Source organism: Pseudoduganella sp. GW821-FHT11H04, from assembly GCF_058807935.1.
In genome coordinates this window covers 132448-146442 of sequence record NZ_JBXARE010000001.1, presented here as the reverse complement: position 1 = coordinate 146442, position 13995 = coordinate 132448, and the positions used below count along the sequence as shown (strand labels likewise).

Here is a 13995-nt window from a genome sequence, read left to right as displayed (position 1 = left end):
TGCCATGAAGCCTAGTACCGTACTGATCGTGGACGACAGCCGTGTCTCGCGCATGCTGACGCGCCAGCACATCCAGGTGCGCCATGCCGACTGGGTGGTGGAGGAAGCCGCCAACGGCGACGAAGCCATCGCCAAGGCGGAAGGCCTGCAGCCCGACCTGGTGCTGCTGGACGTGAACATGCCGGGCATGAACGGGGTTGACGCCGCCGCTGCCCTTCGCGTGATGCTCCCCAATGCCCATATATCCCTGCTGACGGCAAACGTGCAGGCCGCAACCCGCCAACGCGCCGAAGAAATCGGTGTTGGCTTCATGGAGAAACCGATCACCGCCGAACGCATCGCGCAGTTGATCGCGCCGCTGGAAGTCTGACCATGGTCAGACTCACCGAACTGGAGCACGACGCCCTCGTCGAGCTATTCAATATTGGCGTGGGCCAGGCCGCCTCCGCCATGAGCGAGATCGTCAACGAAACGGTCACCATGTCGGTGCCTGCCATCAGCTTCCTTACCCGTGGCGCGGCCGCCAAGCTGCTGGCCAGCCGCAGCTCCGGCAATGGCCGCCTGTGCGGCATCAGCCAACATTACAGCGGAGCCTTCGACACCGAAGCGGTCCTGATGTTCCCGGAAGAGAAAAGCCAGGAAATCGTGCGCCTGATGGTGGGCGAGACCATGCCGCTGGCCGAACTGTCCGCCATGGAACAGGAGGCGATGAGCGAGATCGGCAATATCCTGCTGAATAGCTGCGTCGGCTCGCTGGCCAATCTGCTAGGGCACGAGCTGCATGGCTCCCTGCCCGACTACCATGTCGGCTACAGCGAAGACATCCTGGCGCAAGCGGGCAGTGGAGACACCGCCGTGCTGATGCTGCACATTGAATTCGTGATCGAACGCCAGCAGATTGCCGGCGACGTAGCCTTCATCATGGACATGACGGCGCTGCACGACTTGAAGCAGCACGTGGCCAATTTCCTTGAGCGTTCCCTCGGCGGAGAGCGCCCATGAAATGCTCGGTCGAGTCCCTGCCGCTGCTGCAGGGCGTCATCGATTGCATCGACGTCGGCGCGCTGGTGCTCGATGCCAGCGAACGCGTAGTGCTGTGGAACCGCTGGATGGGCCAGCATTCCGGCGTGCTCGATGCCGAGATACTGGAGCGCAGTTTCTTCGACTTGTTCCCGGAACAGCGCGGCAAGCGACTGGAAGCGGCAGTAGGCCAGGCCTTACGCAGCAACCTGCCCTCGCTCCTGTCGCAGACGCTGAACCGCTGGCCGCTGCCGCTGTATAGCAGCAAGACTGCTGCCGAAAAGGGCGAACGCATGCAGCAGCAAATCACGGTTACCCCGCTTAACCTGGGCAGCAATGAACGCTACTGCCTGATCCAGGTCAGCGATGTATCGGCGGCCGTGCAGCGCGAAAGCCTGCTGCGCGAACAGGCGGTAGCGCTGCGCTCGCAAACCCTGCTCGACGACCTGACGGGCGTCGCCAACCGCCGCCACTTCGACATGGCGATCGACCGTGAAACGCGGCGCGCGCGGCGCATGGGTACTCCGCTGTCGCTGATGATGCTCGACATCGACTTCTTCAAGGCCTACAACGACCATTACGGCCACCAGCAAGGCGACGCTTGCTTGGAGGCGGTGGCCTCGACGCTGTCGACAATGCAGCAGCGCCCGGCCGACCTCTTTGCGCGCTACGGCGGCGAGGAATTCGCAGTAATCCTGCCCGACACACCGGGCGACGCGGCAGTGACGATGGCCAATGCCATGTGCCGCAAGGTGCGCGACTTGCGTATTCCGCACCAAGCGGCGCGCATGGAGGAACGCATCGTCACCATCAGCATTGGCGTCGCCAGCAGCGACGGCGGCCAGGCCGACGAAACATATGAGCTGATCAACGCGGCCGACCGCGCCCTGTACCAGGCCAAAGCTTGTGGCCGCAACCGAGTGCATTCGATATGAAAACTTCGGTCTTTATCGCCAGCAGCCTGGATGGCTACATCGCCCGTGAGGACGGCAACCTTGATTGGCTGATGGCTGCCACGCCGGTCAATGACGAACATGGCTACGACCCCTTCATGGCGGGCATCGACGTGATTGTGATGGGGCGCTACACCTTTGAGACGGTGCTGGGCTTTGAGGAATGGCCTTACGAGGGCAAGCGAGTGGTGGTGCTAAGCCGCATACTCGATGAAATACCCCCTTCGCTGCAAGGCAAAGTGGAGGTGCATCCGGGGCCAGTGCGCCTGCTGTACGACGCGCTGGTGGCCGGCGGCTGCAAAGGCCTGTATGTCGACGGCGGCCAGACCGTGCAAAGCTTCCTGCGCGAATCTCTGGTGGATGAACTGACGATCACCACCATCCCCATCCTGCTTGGCAGCGGCATTCCCCTATTCGGCCACACTGGCCACGACATCCACTTGCGCCACCTTAGCACCCGTCGCTTGCCTGGAGGCCTGGTGCAGGATGTTTACAGCACGCGCCTGATCGGTTCAGAGCAGCTCGATTCCGACGCGCCGAACGCATAGCGCAAACAGTACGAAGCAGGCGATGGTCAGCAGCACGCTCGCACCGAGCGTGGGCCAGAAACCGAGGCGTGGCAGCAGCCAGGGGAAGACCAGGAACATCGGCAGCGTCGGCACCACGTACCAGAAGGTGTACCAGGCGTGGTTGGCGATCTTTTCCTGCGGCTGGTTTTCGACATACAGCCAGATCAGCGCCAGCACGGTGACCATAGGCAGCGCGGCAATCAGCCCTCCGAGCCGGTCGCTGCGTTTGGCGAACTCCGACACCGCCACCACGACACCCGCAGTCATCAGGTATTTGAATATCAGCCAGGCCATTTGGCGTCTCCTACTGTGCAAAAACAAAACGGACAAGCGCCAGCGACAGCGCGAACACATAGCCATACGCGAAACGGTCAATGAGCAGCACAGGGTCGCCGCGCTTCGCACGCCATGCGCCCAGCAGGGTCATCATGCCGCCAGCGGCCAGCGGCGCTACCAGAAGATTCACCTTGCGCAGGACTTCGCTATGGACCATGTGGTTCGGCAGCAGCCAGACCGTGATGCCGCCGGCAATGGCGCCAAAGAGCGCGTAGCCAACGCCTGCCAGCCAGGGATTGGGCTTGTAGTCTTTCTTATCAAACAGCGAGTGTACGCCAGCTTCCGCCAACGCCTCGGCGATGAACTGGATCAGGATTTCGCCGATTAACTCAAACAGGAATTCAATCATGGGCAGAACAGTGCGTGCTGGCTGGCGGTATGGAAATCGCGCCAGACGCGGTTGATGTCAGAGTCTTCTTGCGCGGCGCGCAGGCCGCAGTAGGGGTAGATGTCGCCTACTGAGCGGCGCGCGGCGATTACCAGCGCCATCGAGGCTTCGCGCAGTTGGTTGTCGAGTGCGATGCCGATGCTGTCACCGCCCTCCGCTTGCGCCCAAGCCTGGTCGAGCAGCGCCAGCATCCGTTCCCGCGCCCCCTCCAGCGCCACAGCGGCTTGCGCCAACGCCTCCTGCGCGGTGGCTGGCGGCTGGCGGCGTGCAGCGACAATTTCTTGCGCCAGTTGCAGGAAATGGCGCGCCATGCCGGACAAGTTGGCCGACAGCGTCACCCACGCTAGCAGCATGAACGGGAAGCGGTATAGCGTGCCGGGTGCCGTTGCAAAGGCAGGATCGATAGTAAAGCCATGGCTGGCTGGCACCCAGGCGGCATCAATGCGGTAGCTGTGCGACGCAGTGCCGCGCATGCCAAAGCTGCGCCAGGTCGGCTCCACCACCACCTGCGCCGCCGGAACCACAAAGGCGCGGATACGCTCCTCACCCTCACCGCGCACAATGGCGTTGAGCGTGAAATGCGTCGCTATCGGCGCGCCGCTGGCGATATCCCAACGGCCGGTGATGCGGTAGCCATCGCCATCTTTGTCGGCGAAGCCGGTCGGCGCCCCGCTGCCTGCCAGGCAGACATTCGGCGTTCCGATAATTTCGCGAGCAGTATCGGGCGGCAGAAAGCCCGCGAACCAGCCAGCGCCAGCGCACAAGGTGACAACCCATCCCATGCTGCCATCCGCCTCCGAGATGGACTCTTCCAGCCGCACTACCTGCGGCAGGGACATTTCAGCACCGCCTGCAGCGCGCGGCGCCAGCATCTTCAGCCAGCCCCGTTCGTGAATCAGCGCCTGCTGGTCCGGCAGCAGGAAACGTGCCGCTTCCGCTGCCGCAGCACTACCGCCTATCAATCTCTTTTCCTGCGCATTCAACATTTCGCATCCAAACCTAACTCATGGCGCAAAATACCTTGGTCCCAACGGCAAAGCATTTTTAACCTCAACATCACTTGCGGCGACAGCAATCGCTCTCGCTGGGCTTCAACCGGACGCTCATACGAGTGTCCTGCATGCCGTATCCAGCGCTCCATCTCAACTAACAACAAATCCCATTGGGGGCTTTCTGGTTCGGATTGCATAGCTTCGTTCGCAATGGTCTCGATCCAGTCCCATTTCCTTAACCTTGCAAATGCAAACAAGACTGCAAAGTCGCGTTTCCCTCGCAATAACTCATGCACCAACTCAAACGGAATGAAAGCGCCCTGCCTCGTTGCCATACTTGCAGCAATCTTCCGAACGGACCGGCTTTCATCGCGCAGCGCCGCGGTTGCAATTGCATCCTTTTCCGAAGGCGCCAGCTTCAGCCAGGCCAGAAAGGCCGCCACGCGAATGGACGGGAATGGCGAACCGGTCCAATTCCGCGCCAGCGCAATATCTTCCTCCGCCCCCATGCTGCCAATTGCGGCAATCGATATGGCGGACAAATTTACCTTTGCAACTGGACTCTGAAGAACCTCTCGATAGTACCTGGCCAGATCATATGCATTCTTTTGCAAATGATATTGCGCAGAAGACCTTACTGAACCTTGCGTATCGAGTAACGCGTCGCGCGCAATTTCATCCGCATTTGAAGCACATTCCAGCAGTCCTCGCAAAGCCAGGGTCCGTACCGCCCCAAAGTGGGAGCGCATGCCGGCTTGAAGGACAACGATGCGCTCTTGTACTGGAAGCGACAATGCCAGACTAGCTGCTCGGCGTGCCATCAGAATGTCGCTACGAGATTCGATGGTAAGTGTTAATACTTCCGCGAGAGGAATCAGGTCGCGCTCTAGCAGCAAGAAAAAGCTGCCCCTGACGACAAATAGGCCATCCGAACCCAGGGCCTCCCGCAATTGGGCGATCGTAAGCCTTTGCGCAAGATCGGACTGCACCCCGGCAATCCACGCACTGTGATCACACCTTGAAAACTGGCGCAAACGCCAAGTGTAGCCGAGGAACGCAAGCAAGTCGTCCAACCCTGCAAACGGTAACAAGGTCTGAACCGCCCGCTTCGCCGAATCCCGGACTTGCCAAACGTGATCATTCAAGCGCGGCATGACAGCCGGAATGGCCCCCTCGCAACGCAAACTCACCGCACGTCCGATTGCAGCTTCCCGTACGTAGCCTGAACGATGACAGAGGAAGTCCTTCAGTTCATCCAGGCCGGTACACCTCATGGCTTGCTGCACCGGGTCTTCAGCATGGAGAGCCTGCACAGGCTTGCCGAACAAAAAAGTAATAAGGCTCACGCTGCAGTCAACGCCAGCACGACCAGTGCGTACATGGTCAGCACGATAAACGCCACGATCAGCATGATGCAGGTGCGCCAGAACGCGCCGAACTTCGACAGGCCGTAGGTACCGCGCAGTTGCAGGAACATATGCACCGGCGGGACGAAGGCGAACAGGCTGGCAGCCCAGCCGCCGAAGTTGAAGTAGCCCAGCGTCGCCACCAGCGTAAACAGCAGCGACATGAAAGATAGGGAGTACAGCGAGAACACTGCATGGTCGTACATGGTGATGCCGCGGCGCCAGAAGAACATCAGCCACAGGAAGGGCATCGAGATCGGCACCAGCATGAACGAGTATTTGTAGGCTGCGTTTTTCAGCTTGTACATGGCCAGCTCGGGATTGTCCTTCGCGTGCTTGAGGCCCTTGTTAATCCACGGGATGTCGGAATATTTAGTTTCCTTGTCACCGGGCTTTGCCTCGTTCGGCGTGATTTCGACGCTGTTGGCGATTTCCTGCAGGACGCCGGGTTCCGTTTCAGCCTTTTCGGCCTTCGCCGCTTTTTCAGGCTTGGCCGGGGTTTCAGTGAACTTGCTGTTGCTGTTCATGGCGAGTTTGCCTGCCAACAGGGCGCTATTCAGGCCGTCGAGCTCTCGCTGCGCTTTGTCCAGGTGGCGCTTGGCGCTGGCCATGTCGTCGGCATCGGCTTCCTTCAACTCCTTCTCAGCCTCGGCGACCACTTCTTTCTGGTGAGCGATCTTATCGTTCATTTTCTGTTCGAACACGACCTTGCCGTCCTTGCCTACGGTGACGGAGGAAGGCACGGAGCCGGTTCCCATCGTCAGCGAGAAGACGAAGAACATGAAGAACATCATGAACAGGAACAGCGCCAGCGGCGAGACGAAACGGGTACGCTGGCCGTCGATGTAGCGGCGCGTCAACTGGCCGGGACGCGCGACCAGCAGCGGCAAGGTACGCCAGCCCTTGGTGTCAAAGTGCAGCAGGCCGTGGATCAATTCCTCGCCCAGGTGCAGCACGGATTTGTGCAGGTGGCCTTTCTGGCCGCAATGGCCGCAGAAATTGCCGTGGACCGGCGTGTCGCAATTGGCGCAAGGTGCGCCGTGCGCATGAGCGCCGGTTTTGCCGGCATCGCCTTCAACTTCCGATGCCACCAGGCTGGCCGTCAATAAATCTCCTGCTGCTTCAATTTCGAGTCCCATCGGTTTTTCCCCAGTAGCTTATTTGAATTGTGAAATCGCGTCCTGCGATTGGATGACGGTGGCGTATTCGCCGTGCAGGTTGGACAGGGCCATTGCGTGTACTTCCTGCGGGCTGCGGCGCACGCCGTCGAAATCGGTCTGCGCGTAGGCATAGCAGCCGTCTGCCGCGACGAACGCCTTGAAGCCAAGGTTGCCCGCCGTACGGGCGGTCGATTCGACCGAATTATTGGTGCTGACGCCGACGATCAGCAGCGCCTCGATCCCGCGCACGCGGAGCCAGCGTTCCAGTCCGGTGTTGATAAAGGCATCCGGCACATTCTTTTCCACCACGTGTTCGCCGGCCAGCGGCGCGAGCGCCGGCTGGAACTCGGCGCCGGGCTGGCCCGGCCAGAATGGCGAGCCTACGGTGCGGGACATATGGCGGATATGGACGAGCGGCGCGCGGTGCTCGCGCCACTTGGCCAGCAGGCCGGCGATGACCTGCTCCGCCTGGTGGTTGTTGCGTTCCGCCGCTTCCGGCCAGCTCATGCCGACCTGCATGTCGACGATGATCAGCGCAGTGTTCTGCATTGAAAATGATGTGAAATCTTTTGGGGCATTAAAGATATCACATCATTAGTAAATTAACACCCTCGGCGTGCTTATTGGTCCTTGTCGCCAAGGAGACCCGCAACAGCGCCAATTGCCGCACCGACGCCCGCCCAGGGCAATGCAATCAACTCGGATCCATTTGGTCCCTTGCCCGTCAGGGTGAGGTAATCCAGGGCCAGCAAGAAAGGGCCGCCGAGCATTCCAAACAGTGCGTTCAGCCAGGCCCAATCGCCGCGGCCACCGTCCCAACCGAACTGCGCCCCTTTCGCCATGCAGGCGATCAGCACCCCAAACAAGGCGCCAAGGAGTGCGTCAACCAGCGGCGACCGGCGGCGCTCAGGCATTCCCGGCTGCGGAGAAGTAGCGCCGCGCCTTCTCGGAGAAGGCAAAGGCAAAAGCCCAATAAGCGAGTGGAGCCTCGAAAACTGCCGTCGCAAGAAGGACACCGACAAACTGCGCAGACCCATTGGTCGGCGTCGAAAACAGAACGTTATACGCGAGAGGAATGGCAAAAAAGGCGATCAGCCCGAGACCAAGGTTGCGACCGAGCCCGGAACGTTTCGGCAGCTGCCAAAGCATCAGCATCAACAGCCCTACGAAGACGGCCTCGATAAAAAGATGCAGCGCAATCGGTATGCCGAAACCTGTCACCGTTTGGCCAGCCATGGCCTTGCGGGCGACGACCACCAATCCATAAATGCAGAGGGCAGCGATACCGCCGCCAACGATTTGCATTACCCAGACACTTATGGGTTTGCGGATTGGCGTGTCGTCCTTGGGCAAAAGCGTCAGGTCGGAAGCTGGCGGGGCAAAGGGGTTCGGTGAGGTCATGGCCGCGAGGATAGCACGCGCGGAAGGTTGGCTGGCGAGGACGGATCGCGCAGGAAGTCGCGCAGCATGTCGGCATAGACGCCAGGGTCCGACTTACGAAGACAGACCACAGAGAAGTAGTCGGCCAGTACCTCGGCCTGCGCCTCCATATTGAAGTCGCACAGGCACAATTCGGGCGACAGTTCGTAGTCGTACGACAGGCCAAGCCGGATCGCGCCGCGCCACATCACGGGATAGCCAAGCTGGTATTGCCAGACGTGCGTCATTTCGTGCATGAACCAGTGCTGCTCGGACGCGGTGGCGAGTGAGAAGTCCGGGCGGTAGCGGGAGATGTGGAAATACAGTTCGCCGTTAGGCGTGATGCAGACGTCTTTGCGCTGCAGGAAGGGAATGAAGCGGGTGTTGTGGATGCGCACCCGCTGGTAGTCGATCGCGCTGCCGAAAATGAGCCGGGCCAGCGCGATCTCACCCGACGTCAAAGGCCGGGCGATGACTTCCATCAGTGGCGCAATGCGCTTGCCGCCTTGGCGATGGCGGTGATGCGGTCCCAGTCGCCGGCTTGCATGGCGTCTTTCGGGGTCAGCCAGGAGCCACCTACGCAAGCGACGTTCTTCAGCGACAGGAAGGCCGGCGCGGTGTCTTGCGAAATGCCGCCGGTCGGGCAGAACACGATATCCGACAGCGGGCCGGCAATCGCGTTCAGCATGCCGACGCCGCCGGCTGGAACCGCCGGGAACAGTTTCAGCTGCTTGAAGCCCTGTTCACGCGCCTTCATCACTTCCGAAGGAGTCATGACGCCCGGCAGCAGCGGCAGGCCGCTGGACTTGGCGGCGCCGATCAGCGCATCGGTCAGGCCCGGCGAAACGCCGAACACCGCGCCCGCATCGCGCGCAGCAGCAAATTCCTCAGGCTGGGTCAGCGTGCCGACGCCGACGATGGCGCCTTCCACCTGGCTCATGGCGCGGATCGCGCCCAGGCCGTGCTGGGTGCGCAAGGTCACTTCCAGCACACGGATGCCGCCCGCCACCAGGGCTTTCGCCAGCGGCACGGCGTGGTCAGGGTCGTCAATCGCGATCACAGGGATCACGGCGGAAGTACGCATAATTTCGAGCAGGGTCATGTCAGGCTTTCTTGGCGAGGAAATCTTCATCGGAACCGGGCACGGTGTTGCCCACGTCATCTTTACCATGCAGCAGCACGGTGGTCGGGATCGGCGACGGCAGCGGGAAGGTGGTTGCACCCTGCTCCGCTTCGCTCACATTGCTGCGGAACATGGAGAACAGTTCGCGGCCCATGCCGATCTGGTTTGGCGACAGGTCGGCCTGCGCCATCGAGCGGCCGTGCCAGACTTCGGAGGACACCAGGGCGTCCAGCGTACCGGTCGAGGCGCAGACGCGGATGATGTCGCCGTCGCGCACCAGGCCCAGAGGGCCGCCAGCCAGGATCTCCGGTGAAACGTGGATCGCGGCAGGCACCTTGCCCGAAGCGCCGGACATGCGGCCATCGGTCACCAGGGCCACTTTGCGGCCTGCATCCTGCAGATTGGCCAGGGCCGGGGTCAGGGAGTGCAGTTCCGGCATGCCGTTGGCGCGCGGGCCCTGGAAGCGGATCACGGCCACGAAGTCGCGATCCAGCTTGCCGGCTTTGTAGGCTTCCATGAAGGCTTCCTGAGAATCGAAGACCAGGGCCGGCGCTTCCACCGTGCGGTGCTCTTCCTTCACTGCGGAGACCTTCATGATCGCGCGGCCCAGGTTACCCTGTACCAGCACCATGCCGCCGTCTTTGGAGAATGGCTCGGCCGCGCCGCGCAGTACTTTTTCATCGGCGCTCTTGATCGGGGATTCCTTGAAGACCACGCCGCTTGCATCGTCGTTCAGGAAAGGCTCGGCGCAGTGCGCGCGCAGGCCTTTGCCCAGGATGGTATTCACGTCGTCGTGCAGCAGGCCGGCGTCCAGCAGTTCGCGGATCACGAAGCCGGTACCGCCGGCGGCGTGGAAGTGGTTCACGTCGGCGTCGCCGTTCGGGTAGATGCGGCACAGCAGCGGCACTACCGAGGACAGCTCGTTGAAGTCGTCCCAGTCGATCACCACGCCGGCAGCCTTGGCGATCGCCACCAGGTGCAGGGTGTGGTTGGTCGAACCGCCGGTGGCCAGCAGGCCCACCACGGCGTTGATGATGGCCTTTTCGTCCACGATATGGCCGACCGGGATGTACTCACTGCTCATCTCCGTGATCAGCGCGGCGCGCTGGGCGGCGGCGGCGGTCAGCGCATCGCGCAGAGGGGTGTTCGGGTTGATGAAAGCGGCGCCCGGCAGGTGCAGGCCCATGATTTCCATCAGCAACTGGTTGGAGTTAGCGGTACCGTAGAAAGTACAGGTGCCGGCGCCATGGTAGGACTGGGACTCGCCTTCCAGCAGCTCTTCGCGGGACGCCTTGCCTTGCGCGTAGCGCTGGCGGATCGCCGCTTTATCTTTATTCGACAAGCCGGAGGTCATAGGGCCGGCCGGAACGAATACCGCAGGCAGGTGGCCGAAGTGCAGCGCGCCGATCAGCAGGCCAGGCACGATCTTGTCGCACACGCCCAGGTACAGCACAGAGTCGAACATATTGTGGGACAGGCCGATGGCCGTCGCCATGGCAATCGCATCGCGCGAGAACAGCGACAGTTCCATGCCCGGCTGGCCCTGGGTTACGCCGTCGCACATGGCCGGCGTGCCGCCCGCGAACTGCGCCACGGCGCCAACCTTGCGCACAGCATCCTTGATAATGGCCGGGAAGACTTCGAATGGCTGGTGGGCCGACAGCATATCGTTATAGGCCGAGATGATCGCCACGGAAGGCTTCTTCACTTCCTTCAGGATCAGCTTATCGTTCGCCGGGAAGGCGGCAAAACCGTGCGCCAGGTTGGTGCAGGCCAGCGTACCGCGCTGCGGGCGGCCTTTGACACGGGCCGCTTCGAGGTGCGCCAGGTAGGCGCCGCGGGAAACGCGGCTGCGCTGGATGACGCGGGCGGTGACTTTTTCCAGGACTGGATGCAACGGCATGATCGTTCCTTTTCAATGAATTTCAGGAAATTTTACTACAAAATTTCCAACCGCGAGTGCCTCAAATGCGCCAAATTACGCTTTCAAGTCCCTGAATTAGCCAATATAGCGAAAGATTTGTAGTGAATTTACCGATTTTTCCTGTATAGTTAAACACAATTCATAAAACCATATGCACCGGACATTATGCGCTTGCCTGCACTGACCTCCACCGCCGCCTTCCAGGCCCTCGAAAACCACGCCCACGATGCCCGCGACTGGCATATGCGCCAGCTGTTCCAGAAGGACCCTGGCCGTTTCCCGCGCATGACGGTCGATGCGGCAGGCCTGTTCCTGGACTATTCGAAGAACCGGGCGAACGACGAAACCATGCAATTGCTGGTGCACCTGGCCCGCACGCGCGGCGTGGCCGAACAGCGCGATGCCATGTTCGCCGGCGAGAAAATTAATATTACCGAACGCCGCAGCGTGCTGCACACCGCCCTGCGTATGCCGCGCGGCAAGGCCCTGACAGTTGATGGCCAGGATGTCAACGCCGACGTGCACGCAGTGCTGGACCGCATCAAGGTCTTCACCGACAAGGTGCGCAATGGCGGCTGGCTGGGGCATACCGGCAAGCCGATCACGGACGTGGTCAATATCGGCATCGGCGGCTCCGACCTGGGCCCGAAGATGGCGGTGCTGGCCCTGCGCTCCTACTGCCACCCGCGCCTGAAGATGCACTTTGTCTCCAACGTGGACGGCCACGATATGGATGCCGTGCTGGCGCAAGTGAATCCTGAGACCACGATGTTCATCGTCGCCTCCAAGACCTTCACCACCGCCGAGACCATGCTGAACGCGCAGACTGCGCGCAGCTGGTTCCTGGCCAAGGCGAAAGAAGCCGACCTGCCGCGCCACTTTGTCGCCGTGTCCACCAATACCGACGCGGTGCGCGCCTTCGGCATCGATCCTGAAAACATGTTCCCGTTCTGGGACTGGGTTGGCGGCCGCTATTCCGTGTGGTCGGCGATCGGCCTGTCGGTGGCGATTGCGATCGGCTTCGGCTACTTCCAGGCTTTCCTGGAAGGTGCGCACGCCATGGATGAACACTTCCGCGAAGCGCCGCTGGAAGCGAATATGCCGGTTCTGCTGGCACTGATCGGCTTCTGGAACCGCCAGTTCCTGGGCGCCAGCTCGCTGTCCATCGCGCCTTACCACCAGGACCTGAACCGCTTCCCGGCCTACCTGCAGCAGCTCGATATGGAGAGCAATGGCAAGCGCGTGACCAAGAACGGCCAGCCGGTCGACACGCCAACCTGCCCTGTGGTCTGGGGCGAATGCGGCACCAACGCGCAGCACGCCTACTTCCAGCTGCTGCACCAGGGAACCGACGTGACCCCGCTGGACTTCATCGCTGCACTGCGCGCAACGCACGACCTGCCGGGCCACCATGACGCCCTGCTGGCAAACTGCTTCGCCCAGTCGGAAGCCTTCATGAAGGGCAAAACCGAAGACGAAGTGCGCGCCGAGCTGAAAGGCGCCGGCCTGCCTGCCGCGGAAATCGAAGAACTGGTCCCACACAAGACATTCCCGGGCAACCGTCCTTCCAACACCATCCTGATGGACCAGCTGACCCCATCGACGCTGGGCGCTCTGATCGCGCTGTACGAGCACAAGACTTTTGTCCAAGGCGTGATCTGGAATATCGCCAGCTTCGACCAGTGGGGCGTGGAGCTGGGCAAGGTGCTAGCCAAGAAGATCCAGGCCGAGTTGACCGGCAAGGTTGATCCTGAAGCCCATGACAGCTCGACCAACGGCCTGATCGTGATGACCAAGGCTGCGCAAATCCAATGAACCAATACCAAATCGACGTCGCCTGCAACGCCACCATGACGGTGGGCGAAAGCCCGCTGTGGGTGCCGGACGAGAAAGCGCTGTACTGGGTCGATATCGAAGGCTTCGCCATCCATCGCCTGGATACCGCCAGCGGCGAGCATCAGCAATGGAAGGTCGAAAGCGAAGCTTCCTCGCTGGCGCGCGCCGCAAGCGGCGGCCTGATGGTCGCGCAACGCCGCGGCTTCTCGCACTTCAATCCCAAGACCGGCGATTTGAAGCTGGTCGCCGAGGCGCCTTACGACCAGGCCACCACCCGCTTCAACGACGGCAAGTGCGACGCGGCAGGCCGCTTCTGGTGCGGCACGATTTACGAGCCGCGCGACAAGCCGGCTGCCGAAATGTTCGTGCTGGAGCACGGCCAGATTCGCAAGGTCTGGTCGGGCGGCATGGTCAATTCGAATGGCCTGGGCTTCAGCCCGGACGGCAAGACCATGTTCCACGCCGAGACGGCCAGCCACCGCGTGACCCGCTTCGCCTTCGACCCGATTTCCGGCACGGTCGGCGACGAACGCGACGTACACCGCTTCAGCACCGACAAATCGGCAGCCGATTACGGCGGCCGTCCGGACGGCGCGGCGGTGGACAGCGAAGGCAATTACTGGGTAGCGATGTTCGAAGGCGGCCGTATTCTCAAGCTGTCGCCGCAGGGCGACCAACTCGACGAGATCCGCCTGCCTGTGCGCTGCCCGACCATGGTCGCTTTCGGCGGCGAAGACCTGCAAACCCTGTATATCACGACCGCCGGCAAGCGTCCGGCGGAGGAACTGGCGGCCTTCCCGCTCACCGGCAAAATCCTGTCGGTGCGCATGCCGGTAGCGGGCCGCGTTGAACCTGCATATTTAGACTGA

17 protein-coding genes are annotated in these 13995 nt (G+C 61.6%); 6 read left to right on the top strand and 11 right to left on the bottom strand.

What is annotated here, in order from left to right; translation table 11 throughout:
• The first annotated feature begins 4 nt into the window (after positions 1 to 4).
• From AC1RTP_RS00705 to AC1RTP_RS00690, 4 genes are read left to right on the top strand one after another with little or no spacing between them, the layout of a single operon-like run.
• Positions 5 to 370, top strand: coding sequence for a response regulator (locus AC1RTP_RS00705; RefSeq protein ID WP_498604044.1), 366 nt, complete (start codon positions 5 to 7; stop codon positions 368 to 370).
• A gap of 2 nt (positions 371 to 372) precedes the next feature.
• Positions 373 to 1002: a chemotaxis protein CheC gene (locus AC1RTP_RS00700; RefSeq protein ID WP_498604043.1), complete on the top strand. Its 630-nt coding sequence runs from the start codon at positions 373 to 375 to the stop codon at positions 1000 to 1002.
• Positions 999 to 1955, top strand: a complete 957-nt coding sequence (locus AC1RTP_RS00695) for a sensor domain-containing diguanylate cyclase (RefSeq protein WP_498604041.1) — start codon at positions 999 to 1001, stop codon at positions 1953 to 1955. The genes AC1RTP_RS00700 and AC1RTP_RS00695 overlap by 4 nt, the downstream gene beginning before the upstream one ends.
• On the top strand, positions 1952 to 2521 hold the full coding sequence (locus AC1RTP_RS00690; protein ID WP_498604039.1) for a dihydrofolate reductase family protein: 570 nt from the start codon (positions 1952 to 1954) through the stop codon (positions 2519 to 2521). The genes AC1RTP_RS00695 and AC1RTP_RS00690 overlap by 4 nt, the downstream gene beginning before the upstream one ends.
• On the opposite strand, the gene AC1RTP_RS00685 is transcribed toward AC1RTP_RS00690, so the two are convergent.
• The 11 genes from AC1RTP_RS00685 to edd form a co-directional block, all read right to left on the bottom strand.
• Positions 2486 to 2836: a DUF3147 family protein gene (locus AC1RTP_RS00685; protein ID WP_498604038.1), complete on the bottom strand. Its 351-nt coding sequence runs from the start codon at positions 2834 to 2836 to the stop codon at positions 2486 to 2488. The genes AC1RTP_RS00690 and AC1RTP_RS00685 overlap by 36 nt on opposite strands.
• Positions 2837 to 2846: 10 nt before the next feature.
• A complete protein-coding gene (locus AC1RTP_RS00680) occupies positions 2847 to 3227 on the bottom strand; it encodes a hypothetical protein (RefSeq protein ID WP_498604037.1) in 381 nt (126 codons plus the stop codon).
• Complete coding sequence (locus AC1RTP_RS00675; protein WP_498604036.1) at positions 3224 to 4252, bottom strand: acyl-CoA dehydrogenase family protein; 1029 nt, start codon at positions 4250 to 4252, stop codon at positions 3224 to 3226. Before AC1RTP_RS00675 ends, AC1RTP_RS00680 begins: the two co-directional genes overlap by 4 nt.
• Positions 4246 to 5604: a hypothetical protein gene (locus tag AC1RTP_RS00670; protein ID WP_498604034.1), complete on the bottom strand. Its 1359-nt coding sequence runs from the start codon at positions 5602 to 5604 to the stop codon at positions 4246 to 4248. The genes AC1RTP_RS00675 and AC1RTP_RS00670 overlap by 7 nt, the downstream gene beginning before the upstream one ends.
• On the bottom strand, positions 5601 to 6803 hold the full coding sequence (locus tag AC1RTP_RS00665; RefSeq protein ID WP_498604033.1) for a DUF3667 domain-containing protein: 1203 nt from the start codon (positions 6801 to 6803) through the stop codon (positions 5601 to 5603). Before AC1RTP_RS00665 ends, AC1RTP_RS00670 begins: the two co-directional genes overlap by 4 nt.
• An 18-nt stretch (positions 6804 to 6821) precedes the next feature.
• Positions 6822 to 7373, bottom strand: a complete 552-nt coding sequence (locus tag AC1RTP_RS00660; RefSeq protein ID WP_498604032.1) for a cysteine hydrolase family protein — start codon at positions 7371 to 7373, stop codon at positions 6822 to 6824.
• Between the two features lie 71 nt (positions 7374 to 7444).
• Positions 7445 to 7738, bottom strand: coding sequence for a hypothetical protein (locus AC1RTP_RS00655; protein WP_498604030.1), 294 nt, complete (start codon positions 7736 to 7738; stop codon positions 7445 to 7447).
• The gene (locus AC1RTP_RS00650; RefSeq protein ID WP_498604029.1) at positions 7731 to 8225 is read right to left on the bottom strand and encodes a hypothetical protein; all 495 of its coding nucleotides are present in this window, start codon (positions 8223 to 8225) and stop codon (positions 7731 to 7733) included. Before AC1RTP_RS00650 ends, AC1RTP_RS00655 begins: the two co-directional genes overlap by 8 nt.
• Positions 8222 to 8725: a Rhs element Vgr protein gene (locus AC1RTP_RS00645; RefSeq protein ID WP_498604028.1), complete on the bottom strand. Its 504-nt coding sequence runs from the start codon at positions 8723 to 8725 to the stop codon at positions 8222 to 8224. Before AC1RTP_RS00645 ends, AC1RTP_RS00650 begins: the two co-directional genes overlap by 4 nt.
• The gene (gene eda, locus AC1RTP_RS00640) at positions 8725 to 9345 is read right to left on the bottom strand and encodes a bifunctional 4-hydroxy-2-oxoglutarate aldolase/2-dehydro-3-deoxy-phosphogluconate aldolase (protein WP_498604026.1); all 621 of its coding nucleotides are present in this window, start codon (positions 9343 to 9345) and stop codon (positions 8725 to 8727) included. The genes AC1RTP_RS00645 and eda overlap by 1 nt, the downstream gene beginning before the upstream one ends.
• Before the next feature lies 1 nt (position 9346).
• Complete coding sequence (gene edd, locus AC1RTP_RS00635; RefSeq protein ID WP_498604025.1) at positions 9347 to 11269, bottom strand: phosphogluconate dehydratase; 1923 nt, start codon at positions 11267 to 11269, stop codon at positions 9347 to 9349.
• A 186-nt stretch (positions 11270 to 11455) separates the two neighbouring features.
• Here edd and pgi point away from each other — a divergent pair, with 186 nt between their 5' ends.
• On the top strand, positions 11456 to 13105 hold the full coding sequence (pgi, locus tag AC1RTP_RS00630; protein ID WP_498604023.1) for a glucose-6-phosphate isomerase: 1650 nt from the start codon (positions 11456 to 11458) through the stop codon (positions 13103 to 13105).
• Positions 13102 to 13995: an SMP-30/gluconolactonase/LRE family protein gene (locus AC1RTP_RS00625; protein WP_498604022.1), complete on the top strand. Its 894-nt coding sequence runs from the start codon at positions 13102 to 13104 to the stop codon at positions 13993 to 13995. The genes pgi and AC1RTP_RS00625 overlap by 4 nt, the downstream gene beginning before the upstream one ends.